At 60.1% G+C, this 16,025-nt stretch carries 15 protein-coding genes; 6 read left to right on the top strand and 9 right to left on the bottom strand.

What is annotated here, in order from left to right; translation table 11 throughout:
* Positions 1–98: 98 nt before the first annotated feature.
* From QD409_RS18025 to QD409_RS18015, 3 genes are all read left to right on the top strand, one after another.
* Entirely contained in the window at positions 99–968 is an 870-nt protein-coding gene (locus QD409_RS18025; RefSeq protein ID WP_092853974.1) for a LysR family transcriptional regulator, read from the top strand.
* Between the two features lie 176 nt (positions 969–1,144).
* Complete coding sequence (purL, locus tag QD409_RS18020) at positions 1,145–3,376, top strand: phosphoribosylformylglycinamidine synthase subunit PurL (RefSeq protein WP_092853975.1); 2,232 nt, start codon at positions 1,145–1,147, stop codon at positions 3,374–3,376.
* An 18-nt stretch (positions 3,377–3,394) separates the two neighbouring features.
* Positions 3,395–3,628 (top strand): BolA family protein, encoded by a 234-nt coding sequence (locus QD409_RS18015; RefSeq protein WP_092853976.1) that lies wholly within the window; start codon positions 3,395–3,397, stop codon positions 3,626–3,628.
* On the opposite strand, the gene QD409_RS18010 is transcribed toward QD409_RS18015, so the two are convergent.
* Together QD409_RS18010 and QD409_RS18005 are read right to left on the bottom strand one after the other, a co-directional pair.
* Entirely contained in the window at positions 3,614–4,813 is a 1,200-nt protein-coding gene (locus QD409_RS18010; RefSeq protein WP_092853977.1) for a hypothetical protein, read from the bottom strand. The two genes, QD409_RS18015 and QD409_RS18010, sit on opposite strands and share 15 nt — an antisense overlap.
* 223 nt (positions 4,814–5,036) lie before the next feature.
* Positions 5,037–5,339: a hypothetical protein gene (locus tag QD409_RS18005; protein ID WP_092853978.1), complete on the bottom strand. Its 303-nt coding sequence runs from the start codon at positions 5,337–5,339 to the stop codon at positions 5,037–5,039.
* A 380-nt stretch (positions 5,340–5,719) separates the two neighbouring features.
* On the opposite strand from QD409_RS18005, the gene grxD reads away from it, so the two are divergent.
* The 3 genes from grxD to QD409_RS17990 all read left to right on the top strand — a co-directional run bounded on the left by grxD (position 5,720) and on the right by QD409_RS17990 (position 8,721).
* Complete coding sequence (grxD, locus tag QD409_RS18000; RefSeq protein ID WP_092853979.1) at positions 5,720–6,055, top strand: Grx4 family monothiol glutaredoxin; 336 nt, start codon at positions 5,720–5,722, stop codon at positions 6,053–6,055.
* 139 nt (positions 6,056–6,194) lie between these two features.
* Positions 6,195–7,427 (top strand): multidrug effflux MFS transporter, encoded by a 1,233-nt coding sequence (locus QD409_RS17995; protein ID WP_430763273.1) that lies wholly within the window; start codon positions 6,195–6,197, stop codon positions 7,425–7,427.
* A 13-nt stretch (positions 7,428–7,440) separates the two neighbouring features.
* Positions 7,441–8,721 carry a multidrug effflux MFS transporter gene (locus tag QD409_RS17990; RefSeq protein ID WP_092853981.1) on the top strand — a complete coding sequence of 427 codons (1,281 nt, stop codon included), beginning with the start codon at positions 7,441–7,443 and terminating at the stop codon, positions 8,719–8,721.
* Between the two features lie 18 nt (positions 8,722–8,739).
* Here the strand turns inward: QD409_RS17990 and QD409_RS17985 are convergent, their stop codons facing one another.
* From QD409_RS17985 to QD409_RS17955, 7 genes are all read right to left on the bottom strand, one after another.
* Positions 8,740–9,663 (bottom strand): adenylate/guanylate cyclase domain-containing protein, encoded by a 924-nt coding sequence (locus tag QD409_RS17985; RefSeq protein ID WP_092853982.1) that lies wholly within the window; start codon positions 9,661–9,663, stop codon positions 8,740–8,742.
* Between the two features lie 115 nt (positions 9,664–9,778).
* Entirely contained in the window at positions 9,779–10,603 is an 825-nt protein-coding gene (locus QD409_RS17980) for an inositol monophosphatase family protein (protein ID WP_092853983.1), read from the bottom strand.
* A 17-nt stretch (positions 10,604–10,620) separates the two neighbouring features.
* Positions 10,621–11,448 carry an inositol monophosphatase family protein gene (locus tag QD409_RS17975; protein WP_092853984.1) on the bottom strand — a complete coding sequence of 276 codons (828 nt, stop codon included), beginning with the start codon at positions 11,446–11,448 and terminating at the stop codon, positions 10,621–10,623.
* A 67-nt stretch (positions 11,449–11,515) separates the two neighbouring features.
* On the bottom strand, positions 11,516–12,406 hold the full coding sequence (gene ttcA, locus QD409_RS17970) for a tRNA 2-thiocytidine(32) synthetase TtcA (protein WP_092853985.1): 891 nt from the start codon (positions 12,404–12,406) through the stop codon (positions 11,516–11,518).
* A gap of 159 nt (positions 12,407–12,565) precedes the next feature.
* Positions 12,566–13,495 carry a glutaminase gene (locus tag QD409_RS17965; protein WP_092853986.1) on the bottom strand — a complete coding sequence of 310 codons (930 nt, stop codon included), beginning with the start codon at positions 13,493–13,495 and terminating at the stop codon, positions 12,566–12,568.
* A 72-nt stretch (positions 13,496–13,567) separates the two neighbouring features.
* Positions 13,568–14,185 (bottom strand): 30S ribosomal protein S4, encoded by a 618-nt coding sequence (rpsD, locus tag QD409_RS17960; RefSeq protein WP_092853987.1) that lies wholly within the window; start codon positions 14,183–14,185, stop codon positions 13,568–13,570.
* 231 nt (positions 14,186–14,416) lie between these two features.
* Complete coding sequence (locus QD409_RS17955; protein WP_430763261.1) at positions 14,417–15,934, bottom strand: helicase HerA domain-containing protein; 1,518 nt, start codon at positions 15,932–15,934, stop codon at positions 14,417–14,419.
* Between the last annotated feature and the right edge of the window lie 91 nt (positions 15,935–16,025).

Raw genomic sequence — 16,025 nt, 5'->3', positions numbered from 1 at the left:
TCTGATGACTTGTGGCGATTAAGTGCCTGGTCATAATTTGACTGCGTCGGCATCCTTTTGTAAAATGAAACTTTGGATTAAAAATATTCGGAATTGGAATGGAACTTAAGCTGCTACGATCGTTCATCGAGCTTGCGGATGCGGGTCACTACGGCAAGACCGCGGCGAAACTGTTCATCACGCAATCGACGCTGTCCAAGCAGATACAGGCATTGGAAGAGAGTGTCGGAGGAGCGCTGTTTGAGCGCGGGCGGCATGGCGCGATACTGACGCCGTTGGGAATGCTGCTGAAGCGGGAGGCGCGGGCGCTCCTGCGGCTCAGCGAGGATATCGATGTCAAGATGCGTCGCGCCAATGCCGGGCTGAACGGGCAACTGGACATCGGTTTTGGCGTTTCGACGCTCATCGTCGCGCCGGAACTGATCGCCGGATTTCGCGCGGCGACACCGGACAGCCAGATCACGCTCAATGACTTGCCGTCGCGAGAACAGCATCAGCGCCTGCTGAGCGGCCGGCTCGACGTCGGCTTTTGCAGAGCGCCGGAGGAAAGCGAGGACTTGTCTTTCATGCCGCTCGTCGAGGAGCAGTTAGCCTTGGTGCTCCCCCGCGAGGTGGAGTTCCCTGCCCCGGATCGAATGTCGACATTGAACCAACTTGGCTTCGTGGCGCTCTCGCCGTCTAGTGGGCCGGGATTGGATGGGCAGGTCAACCGCTGGTGTGCGGCGAACGGCTTCAAGCCGCGCATCGTTCAACATGCAGAAGATATTCTGACCGTGCATGCCGTGGTGGCTGCCGGGCTCGGAGCGGCATTCTTACCTTGGCACGGCGTCAATGCATTGGCTGGCCGCACCCGTCAGCAACCTCTTTCCGGCGTGGAATCCACTTGGCCGGTCGGGCTTTGCTGGCACAGGAAGCAAACAACGCCTCTGCTGGACCGATTTGTAGACCATGTATCGAAACATCAGTGAGAAGGCGCTTTCCTGGACGACCTACGGGCGTAGTTCTTGCCCAGGCCCCGTCGTGAATACCGGCGTGTTGTGAACGCGGTGATTTTCCTGTCGCACGACAGGGAGACTTGCGCTAAAGAGACCCCGATCCCTGACCGGCCTTCAAACCCTTTACAGGCAAGGACACTCGAGCGCCCATGACCATTTCCAATTCGATCCAGATCACCCCCGAACTGATTGCCGCCCACGGCCTGAAGCCGGATGAATATCAGCGCATTCTGGATCTGATCGGTCGCGAGCCGTCCTTTACCGAGCTCGGCATCTTCTCGGCCATGTGGAACGAGCACTGCTCGTACAAGTCCTCCAAGAAGTGGCTCCGCACACTGCCGACCAAGGGGGCGCGGGTCATCCAGGGCCCCGGCGAGAATGCCGGCGTTGTCGACATCGACGATGGCGACTGTGTCGTCTTCAAGATGGAGAGCCACAACCACCCGTCCTACATCGAGCCCTATCAGGGTGCGGCGACCGGCGTCGGCGGCATCCTGCGCGACGTCTTCACCATGGGCGCCCGCCCGGTCGCTGCTATGAACGCGCTGCGCTTCGGCGAACCGGACCATCCGAAGACCCGCCATCTTGTGTCCGGCGTCGTCGCCGGCGTCGGCGGTTATGGCAACTCCTTCGGCGTGCCGACGGTCGGCGGCGAAGTCGAGTTCGATGCGCGCTACAACGGCAATATCCTGGTCAACGCCTTTGCGGCCGGCCTTGCCAAGTCCAACGCCATCTTCCTGTCGGAAGCCAAGGGCGTCGGCCTGCCTGTCGTCTATCTCGGCGCCAAGACCGGCCGTGACGGCGTCGGCGGCGCAACCATGGCTTCGGCCGAATTCGACGAATCGATCGAGGAAAAGCGCCCGACCGTTCAGGTCGGTGATCCCTTCACCGAAAAGTGCCTGCTGGAAGCCTGCCTGGAACTGATGCAGACGGGCGCCGTCATCGCCATCCAGGACATGGGTGCAGCCGGCCTCACCTGCTCCGCCGTCGAAATGGGCGCCAAGGGCGACCTCGGTATCGAGCTCGATCTCGACAAGGTGCCGGTGCGCGAAGAACAGATGACGGCTTACGAAATGATGCTGTCGGAAAGCCAGGAGCGCATGCTCATGGTGCTGCAGCCGGAAAAGGAAGCCATCGCCAAGGCGATCTTCGTCAAGTGGGGCCTGGATTTCGCCATCGTCGGCAAGACGACGGACGACCTGCGCTTCCGCGTCATCCATCAGGGCGTAGAAGTCGCCAACCTGCCGATCAAGGATCTCGGCGATCAGGCACCGGAATACGACCGCCCATGGCGGGAATCCGACAAGCGCGCAGCCCTGCCCGCCAATCTCGTGGCAGCACCGGAAGATTACGGTCAGGCGCTGCTGACGCTGGTCGGCTCTGCCAATCAGTCCAGCCGCCGCTGGGTCTACGAGCAGTACGACACGCTGATCCAGGGCAATTCGCTGCAGCTTCCCGGCGGTGACGCCGGTGTCGTGCGCGTAGAAGGCCATCCGAACAAGGCGCTGGCCTTCTCCTCCGACGTCACCCCGCGTTATGTCGAAGCCGATCCGTTCGAAGGCGGCAAGCAGGCCGTGGCCGAATGCTGGCGCAACATTACGGCAACCGGCGCCGAGCCCCTGGCGGCTACCGACAACCTGAATTTCGGCAATCCGGAAAAGCCAGAGATCATGGGTCAACTCGTCGGCGCGATCAAAGGCATCGGTGAAGCCTGCCGCGCGCTCGATTTCCCGATCGTCTCGGGCAACGTCTCGCTCTACAACGAAACCAATGGTGTCGCGATCCTGCCGACGCCCACCATCGCCGGCGTCGGCCTGCTGCCGGACTGGAAGGCGATGGCCCGCATCGGCTCTGCTTCCGAAGGCGATCATGTCGTGATGATCGGTGTCGACGGCAGCCATCTCGGCTCCTCGATCTATCTCCGCGATATTCTCGGCTCGACCGATGGCCCGGCTCCGGAAGTCGATCTCTTCGCAGAGCGCCGCAACGGCGATTTCGTCCGCTCCGCCATCCGCAACGGCCAGGTCACGGCCTGCCACGATATCTCGTCTGGCGGCCTCGCGCTGGCGCTTGCCGAAATGGCGATGGCATCCCGCAAGGGTCTGCGCATCGACCTTGCAGAATGCAAGACGGTGGCGCATGCAGCGCTTTTCGGTGAAGATCAGGCCCGTTACGTCATCGCCGTTCCGGCCGATCTCGCCGATTTCGTCTGCATCAATGCCGAAAGCGCCGGCGTACCTTTCCGCCGCCTCGGCACGGTCGGAGGCGATGCGCTCGCCATCGACGGCCTGTTAACGCTTCCGGTTGAACAGTTGCGCGAAGCGCATGAATCGTGGTTTCCTGCCTTCATGGATGGCAGCGCTCTCGCTGCCGCTGAATAAGATCGAGGTATACTACCTATGCCAATGAACCCCGGCGATATCGAAGACATGATCAAGGCCGGCATCCCCGGAGCCCGGGTAACGATTCGCGACCTGGCCGGGGATGGCGATCACTATGCCGCCGAAGTTGTCGCGGAAGCCTTCCGCGGCAAGAGCCGCGTGCAACAGCACCAGATGGTCTATGATGCCCTAAAGGGCAATATGGGCGGCGTGTTGCACGCCCTTGCGCTGCAGACCTCAGCGCCCGATTGAGAGCGCCTGCGCCTCTTCGCCGGAGTTGAACGTCAGCTCCGGCAGCTTCTTCGGTGAGAACTCCGCGAAATGTGCTGCCGGTAACGGACCGGCCGTCATCAGCGTGAAGTCGAAGGAGGCCTTAACATCCGGACCGAGCACATATTGCCGGTGGACCCGCAGGAAATCGCGCTTGATCTTGGTATAGTGCTGCGACGTCAGCATATGCTTGAAGCGCACGAACAGGATCGAAGCCTGCTCGGCATCCGAATGCCCGCAAACGGCGGCAACCTTCGCCTTGTAGAAGTGGATCGCATCGGTCAGACAGTGAACGTCGAGCCAGAAGATCTCCTTGCAGCGCGCGACCAACCCCACGCGTGAGCGCAGCACCGATGCCGGGCGCATCAGCGCGCATTGCAGGATGGCGCTGCCAAGCGTCGCGAATATCACGCGCTTGCCCTGCAGCAGATCCGGCTCGCGCTCGAGCAGCAGTCCGATGACATGGGTCGCGACGGACGAGCCCATGCTATGCGAGGAAATGACGAATTCATCGACACCGGGTTCTTCCAACGCCTGGCGCACGCTGATCGCGCTCGCCTCCAGCCATTGTTCGGCGCCGAGTCCGTTCAGATCCGCCATCGCCACGGCCATTCCCCAGTCGGAAAAGAGATGCAGAGTATGCAGCTTCTCGGCCTGTGGCAGAAAGATATAGACGAAAAAGGCAACGGCCAGCGCGATGCTGCCGATATGGCTCCAGGCCGGCAGCCCAAGCAGGAATGGTGCAAAGGCAATCGAGAGGCTGATCAGCAGCCCGGCCAGCATTAGCAGAAACGGAAAGATGAAGAACAGGCCGAAACGCCATGCATGGCGAAAATAACCGACCATACCACCGGTCAGAACAACCTTTGCGGCCGCCAGATAGCCCTGCAGCAGCCGCGTGAAGAACGGTTTACCGTTCAGGGCAGCGACCAGATCGTTGTGATCGACAATGTGAATGCGGCTTTGCGTGCGCCAATCCGCCGCCGTCGCGGTAACGTCGAAATACGGCGCCCGGCCTAAATTGTTCAATTCGTCGACTGAGGCAGAAAAATCCCATACGGCCGCGCTTTGCCGCGCCGAGCGCTCGTAGCGGGCTCGATGTGCCGCAGCATCCAACGGCTCGAAGCCAGGGAAGTGGAGAACCACCCTCTTCTTGATACTATCCATATTGTCGTCAGTTCCCGGGGCGCGTCAGTACATCGATCGATACCGAAGATCGCCAACACCATGGGCTGTCGGCTTTTTCATGGCAAGCCGCCTTAAATCATCCGAAAAACAAAAAGATGGGATCAAACTCTCGGGGACTACCGATCTGTACTCGGGACCGCGTGGCTTATGGCATCCCGCCTTGTCATCGCACCGGTCGGTGACAAGGCGGGATGCAACAGTCTTAGCACTCCCGGCGCGGATAGGGGGAAACCTCAGCGCAAGAGTCCGCCGGTGGCGCGGTCATGATCTTCTCGACGATCGTAGGCGTGCCCGGTGGCGACGGCGTGGCAATCGAGGCTCGATAGCCGAAGGCGATGCTGAGAATGAGCACGATCGCACTCACAGTCACCGTGCTGCTCAGGATCGAAGCTCTCGGCGTGCGGACGTGCTCGTAATATTCCCGCTCGCCTTCGCTCGTATCCTCCGAGCTATAAAATTCTCGCTCCTCACCAACCTGCCCTTCAGAATAATGATGGTGGCTCATGGTGTCCGCTCCCTTAAAAATGCCAGTGGTATGCTCACAAGGGACCGATACGCGCCAAATCGCATCAATCGACGAACTCTAACAAACAAACCGGCCGCATGTAAATTAGATAGCAGCCTAATATTAATCGTCCCTTGCATTTAATTTATATGCGTTGTTCAGTGATCGAGTTGAAGTGGCGTTTTCAAAACGCACTGTTCAAGAAACATTGCCAATGAACGAATTTTGCCATCATCCTTAACGACAGCGCTCGGAATCATTCATGCGACGAAAAAGACGGCGCGTACGTTTTGCGGCTGGAAATCGCGCCGGTCGCTTGCTATTTAAGGAACGGATTTAACGCTGCGGATCTTGACTCCGCATGTGAAAGGAACTGGACAATGAGCGGCATTCAGGAATTCATCGCCAACGAAGTAAAGAGCAACGACGTCGTTCTCTTCATGAAAGGCACGCCCCAGTTCCCTCAGTGTGGTTTCTCAGGCCAGGTGGTTCAGATCCTCGACTATATCGGTGTCGACTATAAGGGCATCAACGTCCTTGCAGACGCCGAAATCCGTCAGGGCATCAAGGACTACTCAAACTGGCCGACCATCCCGCAGCTTTACGTCAAGGGCGAATTCATCGGCGGCTGTGACATCGTGCGCGAAATGTTCCAGGCGGGCGAGTTGCAGCAGCACTTCCAGGAAAACGGCATCAGCGTTCGCGCCGCTTCCTGATCGGTCACCGGGCTACCCGTCCGGTTTCCATAGTTCACTTCGATCGATAAGGCGCTGCCACCGAGCGGCGCCTTGATATGTTTATGGGAATAAAACCGTGACGACTTCATCCCAGGCTCTGTCCCATGGGCAATTGCCCATGGGCAAGCGCGAGTTTATCGCACTCGCGGCCTTCCTGATGGCGACCAATTCGCTTGCAATCGACATCATGCTCCCTGCATTGCAGCAGATCGGTTCCAGTCTTGGCGTTCTAAACGAGAATCACCGCCAATACGTGGTGACGGCCTATCTGATCGGCTTCGGTGCAGCGCAACTCGTCTACGGTCCCTTGTCGGACCGCTTCGGCCGCCGTATGCCGCTGTTGATCGGCCTTACGATCTACGTCGTCTCGGCTTTCGGCATCGCAATGATACCGTCCTTTGCCGGTTTGCTCGCTCTGCGCTTCATCCAGGGTCTGGGCTCGGCGGCAACGCGCGTCATCACCATTTCCATCGTCCGCGACGTCTTCGGCGGCCGCCTGATGGCCGAGGTGATGTCGTTGATCATGATGGTGTTCATGATCGTCCCGGTCATCGCGCCGGGGAGCGGCCAGATCATCATGCTGGTCAGCACCTGGCATATGATCTTCGTCTTCATCGGCGTCATGGCGATGCTCGTGGGAGCATGGATGTATTTCCGGCTTCCCGAGACGCTGAAGCCGGAAAATGTGCGCCCGCTCACCGTCAAATCCGTCGTATCCGGCTTCAAGATGGTTCTGACGAACCGTGTCGCGCTCTGTTACACCATTGCCAGCACGTTCCTGTTCGGCGCGCTGTTCGGCTTCATCAATTCCGCTCAGCAGATCTATAACAATATCTACGGCCTCGGCGTCTACACGCCGCTGGCGTTCGGCGGCGTGGCGCTGTTCATGGCCCTGTCGTCCTTCGTCAACTCGCAGTTCGTCGGCCGGTTCGGCATGCGCCGGCTGTCGCACACGGCCCTGCTCGGCTTTGTCGCCATCACCTTCTGTTGGCTGCTGGTGCAGCTTTATGGACCGTCGCCGATGCCCTTCCCGCTGTTCATGGTATTTTTCGCATTGGCCATGTTCCAGTTCGGCTGGATCGGTTCCAATTTCAACTCTCTCGCGATGGAGCCTCTCGGCCACGTTGCCGGCACGGCTTCTTCCGTGCTCGGCTTCATGAGCACGGTCGGCGGCGCATCGATCGGCGCTTGCATCGGTCAGTTCTACGACGGCACGGCAACGCCGATGGTCATCGGCTACTTCACCGTTTCCCTCATCGGCGTCTTCTTCGTGCTGATCGCCGAAAAGGGCAAGCTGTTCCGTCAGCACAATGCGCCGCCGCCGGCCGATCAATCCCTCGCTTTACATTGACAGGCAAACTCATATGACCCCGCCTCAAGACCATATGCCGGCGAAATCCGGCTCCAGCCGCATCGGCCTCGGCATCGTCGAGTTCATCATCATGATCGCACTGATGACGGCGAGCATCTCACTGGGCATCGACAGCATGCTGCCGGCGCTCCCGAACATCGGCCAGTCCCTACAAGTCGCCAACCCCAATGACACGCAGCTGGTCATCGGCGTCTACTTCCTCGGCTTCGGTATCTGCCAACTCTTCTTCGGCAGCCTGTCGGACACCTATGGCCGCCGCCGCATTCTGCTCGGTGGCCTTGCCTTCTATACAGTAACGCTGTTTGCGGCGGCCTGGAGCGGCAGTCTCTTTGCCTTGCTCACCTTGCGTTTCGCGCAGGGCGTTGGCGCCGCAGCCGTGCGCATCACCACCCTTGCCATCGTCCGCGATTGCTTCGGCGGCCGCGAAATGGCGCGCGTTATGTCCTATGTCATGATCGTCTTCATGATCATGCCGATGGTCGCGCCTTTCCTCGGTCAGGTGATCGTCGCCTATTCCAACTGGCAGTGGATCTTCATCCTTCTCGGAATCATCTGTGCCGGCCTGTTCTTCGTCGCCGTCTTCCGCATGAAGGAAACGCTTCCGGTCGAAGAGCGCTTGCCGCTTTCGGTCGCTTCCGTCCTCTCCGGCTTCAAGACGGTCCTGACGAACCGCATCACCTGCGGCTACATGATCGGCCTGACGCTCTATACCGGCGTCATTTGTGCCTACATCGTCTCCGTGCAGCAGGTTTTCGGCGAGGTCTACGGCCTGGGCGACTGGTTCCCGATCGCTTTCGCGGCGACGGCAGCCGGGACGGCGGTGGCACAGTTCGCCAACGGCTATTTCGTCCGCAGCTTCGGCATGCGGCGCATCTCCCACGCCGCCATGATCCTCTTCACCCTTCTGGGCGTTCTCGGTTACGTTGTCGGCGTGTTCGGCCAGCCGAGCTTCGCATTCATCTATGTGTTGATCTCGATCATGCTGATGATGTTTGCTGTCATTACCACCAACTGCATGGCGATCAGCCTGGAGCCGATGGGACACCTCGCAGGCACGGCAGCCGCCATCACCAGCTCAATCTCCACCACCGGCGGCGTCGTTCTCGGCGGCATTGTCGGTCAGATGTTCGATGGCACTGCCCAGCCGATGATCGCCGGCTTCACCATATTCGGCATACTGTCGATCCTGGCGACACTATGGGCCGAGCGCGGCAAGCTCTTCACCCATCCCGGCGATACGCCGGCGCTGGAACCCGGCATGGGTCACGTCTGAACGGCGTGACTCCCCGGATTACACGCGTCTGCGTGGGCGGCTGACCCAACGCACCGCAGCCGCGATGGCGAGCACGAACAAGGGCCAGATCGCCCATGGCGTTCCATGCCAGGTGAAAAGATTGATCATGACGAAGCCAACGCCGGTAATGGCAAGACCGGCAATGGCCATATCGATCTGCTTGTTGCTTCGCACGAAGCGAAGCGCAGCCACCCAGACAAGCGCGAGTATCGGCCACTTGGCCCAGAACTCTCCATGCCAGTTCAGCCCATTGAATGCCGCAAGGCCGATGGCAACGACAAATGGCACGCCGTAGCTGCGCCGCCAGTCTTGCAGCGCAGGTTCGCTGGCGGCAACATCAGGTGCCCGGACGGGTTCAGGCGCCGGCCGATAGTCCGCAGCGGTATCGGCGACCTGCACACCACCGACTCGAACCGCATAGCTCGGCACGCCGCCCTCGATATTCTTGACATCCAACTGACCGAGAAAATCGAAACCGACTGCGACCTTGTTGCGGACCTGATCGTAAACCGTGTTGGAAATGACGATGCCGCCGGCAGCCGCGCGCGATTGCAGACGGGCGGCAATATTGACGCCGTCGCCATAGAGATCATTGCCATCGGCGATGACATCGCCGAGGTTAAGACCGATGCGGAAGAGCATCTGCTTTTCGGGATCCATGGCTGCGTTGTATCCAGCCAATTCATTCTGAACGTCGATTGCCGCCCGCACCGCTTCGACAACGCTCGGAAACTCGGCAAAGACGCCGTCGCCCCAGGTGTTGATCACCCGGCCGCCATGCGCCTCTATCAGCCGCTTCATCGCATCGCGGTAACGCCGGAGGGTTTCGAGCGTGCCCTCCTCATCCTTCCCCATGAGACGAGTGTAATCCTGCACATCGGCGCAGAAAATGGTAGTCAGCTTGCGGCTTGTTTCGGACATCGACCTCATCCCCGCAGCAGGCGCCCACCAAGGCTCCCGCCTGTTGCCAAAAAGATAGCTTTCCAGATACCACTTTCCAAGTAGCAGCGGCGATTATCAGGTCGATCCGCTCACCTTAAATGGTGAAGACCTCACGCCGCAGCAACTCCCAGGTATCCTTGTCCACGGCAACCAGCAGCCCGCCATCGAGATGACGCGGCAGATAGGGCGACCCGTCGAAACGGCGCACATAGGCACCCGCTTCCTGCGAAATCAGCGATCCTGCCAGATGGTCCCAGGGCATCAGCTTGTTGTACATCAGGTAATGCACATGACCGCCGGCAAGCGTGCGATATTCATGTGCCGCGCATCGATAGCTGGTCGCGTAGCGTACCTTGGCGAGATTGCCCATGATCTCGGCACGCTTCTCCTTGGGCAGATAGCCGGTGGCTGCCATGCCGACCAACTCTTCCAGTACGACCGGCTGAGTCACGTTGAGACGCAGCATCTCGCCATCAGGCCGGCGCAGCCAGGCGCCGCTGCCGCGTTCCGCCAGCACCCAGTCGTCGCCCATCGGATCGAAGATGATGCCGGCGACGGTCTCACCCTTCGAGACGACGGAAGCCATGACGCCGAAGGCCGGGATGCCAGCCGCAAAATTGAAGGTACCGTCCACCGGGTCGACGATGATGGCGAGATCCGCATCCTGCAATTTGTTGAGGAGTGCGGGATCGGCAGCGACGGATTCCTCGCCGATAAACAGAGCTTCCGGCCAAAGCCGCGACACCTCCGCCTTCACCATGCGTTCGGCGCGCTCGTCAGCTTCGGTCACCAGATCGGTGGCTTCGCTCTTGGCGCGGACGTCATCACTGCCAAGCCTGCGGAAACGCGGCAGGATCTCCGTCTGAGCCGCACGGCGCAACACATGGGCAAGTGTAGTAACGTCAACGAGCGAAGTCATGATTTGGTCCTTTCCTGTCAGGCGCCGATGATTTCCCGGCGAATTATGTGCCAGCTATCCTCGTCCGGCGCGGAAATGATGCCGCCGGTGGTCTCACCGGGCCGGTAAGGCGTGCCGTCGAATTTCGCCGTATAACCCCCAGCCTCCTGATGTACCAGTACCCCGGCAAGATGATCCCAGGGCATCAGCTTGGAATGGCTGATAAAATGCCATTTGCCGGATGCCACCATCCAATATTCGTAGGCGGAGCAATTCAATGCGAAAGCTATGCGCGTCTTGGCGAGATTCGTCGTGATTCGGGTTCGGTCCGGCTCGTCCATGTACCCCCAGGATATCGCCCCCGTCATGGCACTCAAAGGGGCGGCGGGAGCAACTGAAAGTCGCCTCGCCTGCCCTGTTGGCCGGCGGAGAAAGGCACCAGCGCCACGCGCCGCGGTAATCGTATCCCCGAGTACGGGATCGTGGATGACACTGGCAATCGTCTGACCATTCGCAACAACGGCGACGATCGTGCCGAACACCGGGAGCCCTGCCGCGAAATTGAATGTGCCGTCCACTGGATCGATGGTAAAGGCGAGCTCTGCGTCTGCCAATGCCGGCACGACGGACTTATCGGCCTCATAGGCCTCTTCTCCGACGATCAGCGCTGTCGGAAAGCGCGCTTTTAATGCCGCGGTAATATGTTTCTCGGCAAGCAGATCGGCCTCCGTCACCAGATCGATGGCCGAGGTTTTTTCCGATATGTCGTCGGTGCTCAAATTGCGGAAACGCGGCAGGATTTCCTTAGCCGCTGCTTCGGCAACGATCGTCGTCAGGTAGTCGAAATCTGTATCGGAGAAAGTCATCGGAAGCCTTTGATTTGGAAGGGCCTCCTCTTATGCCCGATTCGATGACAGTGGTATGGCGAAATGCCTATTCGACGTCCGTTCTCCTGGCCGAAGATCCCTGAGTCATCAGGCCGGCGAAATCGAAGAGCTTCGGGTCGAGCAGATGCGACGGGTTCACATGCGCCAGTGCACGCAGCATCGTGTCCTTGCGGCCCGGCATGCGCCGCTCGATATCGGCGAGCATGTCCTTCATGGCATTGCGCTGCAATCCGTCCTGTGAGCCGCAGAGATCGCAGGGAATGATCGGAAACTGCATGGCAGTAGCGAACTTGGCGAGATCATCTTCCGCGGCATAGGCGAGCGGGCGCAGCAGCATCAGGTCGCCCTCGTCGTTCAGAAGCTTCGCCGGCATGGAGGCCAGCCGGCCGCCATGGAAAAAGTTCATGAAGAAGGTTTCGAGAATATCCTCGCGATGATGGCCAAGCACCAGGGCGTCACAACCCTCTTCACGGGCGATGCGATAGAGATTGCCGCGACGCAGGCGCGAACAGAGCGAGCAGTAGGTGGCCCCCTCGGGCACCTTCTCCTTCACGATCGAGTATGTGTCGCGATATTCGATGCGATGTGCGACGCCGATCTTGGTGAGATATTCGGGCAGTATATGTTTCGGGAAATTCGGCTGACCTTGATCGAGATTGCAGGCGATCAACTCCACCGGCAGCAGGCCCCGCCATTTCAGATCGAGCAGGAGCGAGAGCAGCCCATAGGAATCCTTGCCACCGGACAGGCCGACCAACCAGCGCTTCTGCCCCTTCAGCATCTGGAAATCCTCCAGAGCCTGACGCACCTGCCGCAACAGGCGCTTGCGAAGCTTGTTGAAGGAGACGGAGCGCGGCGCATCGGAAAACATCGGATGGACGGCAGAGCCGCCTTCCTCAACATCGATCTCGTCCGCGACAGTCGTTGCGATATTCATCTCGTAATCCCCGGCACATAACCCCTTCAATCCCACTCGATTGAAGGGGTTATGCGCAGATTAAAAGTGCTACCGCGTCCCTTGCACATCCCATAGGACGCGCGGCGCGGTAGGATCTCGCCACGCTGATAGCAGAATGCGTGGCAAGAAGACACCGTATCAATCACCAAACACCGACCAGCCGGTGCGCGCCGCCAGCATCTCCAGCGCGACCGCGCCGAGCTGCGAATTACCGACCTTGTTCAAGCCCGGCGACCAGGCGGCAATCGAGCCGATGCCCGGCGCCACGGCCAGAATGCCGCCGCCAACACCGCTCTTGCCCGGCAGGCCGACATGATAGGCGAAGTCGCCCGAGCCGTCATAGTGGCCGCATGTCAGCATCAGCGCATTGATGCGCCGCGCCCGCTTCGGCGAGACGACGGAATGCCCGGTGATCGGGTTGCTGCCGCGCGCGGCGAGATAGAGCCCAGCCTTGGCAAGCTGCTGGCAGCTCATCGCAAGCGCGCATTGATGGAAATAGACGCCGAGCACGTGCTCCACCGGATGATGGATATTGCCATAGGCACGCATGAAATTCGCCAGAGCGAAATTGCGATAACCCGTCTGCGTCTCCGAACGCGCAATCCTATCGTCGATACTGATCGTCTCGTCGTCGGCCACATAGCGTACGAAGCGCAGCAGCTCGCCAATTGCCTCCCGTGGCTCGTGCCCCGCCAATACGATATCGCTGATGGCGATCGCACCCGCATTGATGAAGGGATTGCGCGGTATGCCCTCCTCCCGCTCCAACTGAACGATGGAGTTGAACGCCGTGCCCGAAGGTTCGCGCCCCACACGCTTCCAGAGGCTTTCCCCGACCTTTCCGAGCGCCAGCGTCAGCATGAAGACCTTCGAGATACTCTGGATGGAAAAAGGAATTGCGGCATCGCCGATGCTATAGACATCGCCGTTGACCGTGGCGATCGCCATGCCGAACTGCTTCGGATCGACCTTTGCCAGCTCCGGAATGTAATCGGCGACCTTGCCCTCGCCGATGCGCGGCGAAAGCTCAGCATGAATGCCATCGAGAATTGCCTGCAAATCCGTCATGCGGCGCTCCAAAGACAAAAAAGCCGCTCGAAACGAGCGGCTTTTTCATTCATCAAGAAAGTTATCCGCTTATTAACGCGAATAGAATTCGACGACAAGATGCGGTTCCATGACAACGGCGTACGGTACGTCGCCGAGAGCCGGAACGCGAGCGAAGGTCGCAACCATCTTGTTGTGGTCGGCTTCGATGTAGTCCGGAACGTCACGCTCAGCGAGAGAAATCGATTCCAGAACGGTTACGAGCTGCTTGGACTTTTCGCGAACTTCGATAACGTCGCCAGCCTTGCAGCGGTACGAACCGATGTTGACGCGAACGCCGTTTACCGTGACGTGGCCATGGTTGACGAACTGACGAGCTGCGAAGACGGTCGGAACGAACTTGGCGCGGTAGACGATCGCGTCGAGGCGCGATTCGAGCAGGCCGATCAGGTTTTCCGAGGTGTCGCCCTTGCGACGGTCGGCTTCAGCGAAGATGGCGCGGAACTGCTTCTCGCGCAGGTCGCCGTAGTAGCCCTTCAGCTTCTGCTTGGCGCGCAGCTGCACACCGAAATCCGAGAGCTTGCCCTTGCGGCGCTGGCCGTGCTGGCCCGGACCGTATTCGCGACGGTTAACCGGGGACTTCGGACGGCCCCAGATGTTTTCGCCCATACGGCGGTCAATTTTATACTTGGACGATTCGCGCTTGCTCATCGCATTTCCTTTCAAGTGTTATGGCGGCTCGTTGCCGAACCGCGAAGGAAACACGCCCTCCTCTGAACTCCGTTTTCGAGCTCTGACAGGCTTCTCACATTAGCGAACGGAGAAAGCCACGGGACATGTCAAATGAAACACCGGACATTTCTGCCCGGCGTTGGGCGGTCTCTAAGGCGTCGTCATGAAAATGTCAACAGCGCCAAGCGCTCTTCAGCGAGAATAGGGCAGCTATTCCGCAGCTGCCTGCTCGCCGCCGTCCAGATCGGGCGCATTGGCATCGCCCGGAGCGGTCTGGCATCCCATATCAGGAAAGGCAACAATGCGCTTGCCCGAGAAATCCGTGTGGACGACGACGCTGCCCTGTTCCTCGAAATAGCTGAGGAGGCGGCGCGCGCGGCGAGCCGAATGCGTCCCGTAGGCGCGGGCGATGCGGGCGTCGGACGGGCATGGCTCACCGCTGATGGCGGCCTTCGCCAGCATCAGGAAAACGCCCTGCAGATCATCGGTGACGCTGGAGGAAAGCGAGAGCGCCGTCGCCCATTGGTCGGTCGCCATGACCGACTCGTCGGCGCCGGAGCGAACGATCGCCACGCGGCGGCGGAACTCCGACAGGCTCATTGGCGAACCGGGGACGCGGCGCATGCGCAGCCGCACGAGAAATTCCTGATAGAGCACCGAATCCGTGCGGAAGCCTGACGCTGGATCGTCAAGGATCTCGGAGAGCACGGCGCCGACCCTCGCCTCGCGATCCTCGCTCGATATTTCCGGCTGACTGGTCTTCGGCTCCGTCGTAACTGGGCCAGCCGCCGGCACGGAGCGCGAAAGCTCGGCCAGGATGTCGGTCGTCGGACGCGGCGCCGGCGTGGCGCGGCGAACGGCGGGTCGTGTAAATTCTTCGGGATCCGGCGTGAAAATCAGATCTTCCACGTCCTGCGGCGCATCCGGCAGCGGCATCAGCTTCGGGCTGGAAGAGCGCGCTGAGGTCTCTACCGTGCCAATCGCGATCGGCAGCGGCCGACGGGAGAGTGCCGGCCCGAGCGCTACGAAATTGCCGCGCTTCAGGTCGCGGAACATTTCCGCCTGCCTGCGATCCATGCCGAGAAGGTCGGCTGCGCGTGCCATATCGATATCGAGGAAGGTACGGCCCATCAGGAAATTAGAGGCCTCGGCCGCAACGTTCTTGGCGAGCTTCGCCAGGCGCTGCGTGGCGATGACGCCGGCCAGACCGCGCTTTCGGCCGCGGCACATCAGGTTGGTCATGGCGCCGAGCGACATCTTGCGCGCATCTTCCGAAACGTCGCCACCGACCGAGGGCGCGAACATCTGCGCCTCATCGACCACGACCAACACCGGATACCAGAATTCACGATCGGCATCGAACATGCCGTTCAGGAAGGCGGCGGCGGCACGCATCTGCTGCTCGATATCGAGCCCCTCCAGCGTCAGCACGCAGGAGACGCGATGCTGGCGGATGCGGTTGGCTATACCGGCAAGCTCCGCTTCCGTGCGCTCGCCATCGACGACGACGTGCCCGAACTTGTCGGCCAGCGTGACGAAATCGCCTTCGGGATCGATGATGACCTGCTGCACCCATTGTGCGGATTGCTCGAGCAGCCGTCGCAAGAGATGCGATTTTCCGGAGCCGGAATTGCCTTGTACCAGGAGACGCGTCGCCAGCAGCTCCTCGATATCGAGCTGGGCGCTGGTCCCGCCGGACGCCGTTCCCATGTCGATGCCGACCTGCAATGCACTTCCCCTATGATCAAGAATCAAACGCTGATGCGTCCCATCTTTCTGAAAGGACGCGCCTCCGTCTAGCAAAGATTTCCAAGCTTCG

The sequence above is a fragment of the Rhizobium sp. BR 315 genome (genome assembly GCF_050577975.1).
GTDB lineage: Bacteria > Pseudomonadota > Alphaproteobacteria > Rhizobiales > Rhizobiaceae > Rhizobium > Rhizobium miluonense.
This window is presented reverse-complemented; position numbering and strand designations above follow the sequence as displayed.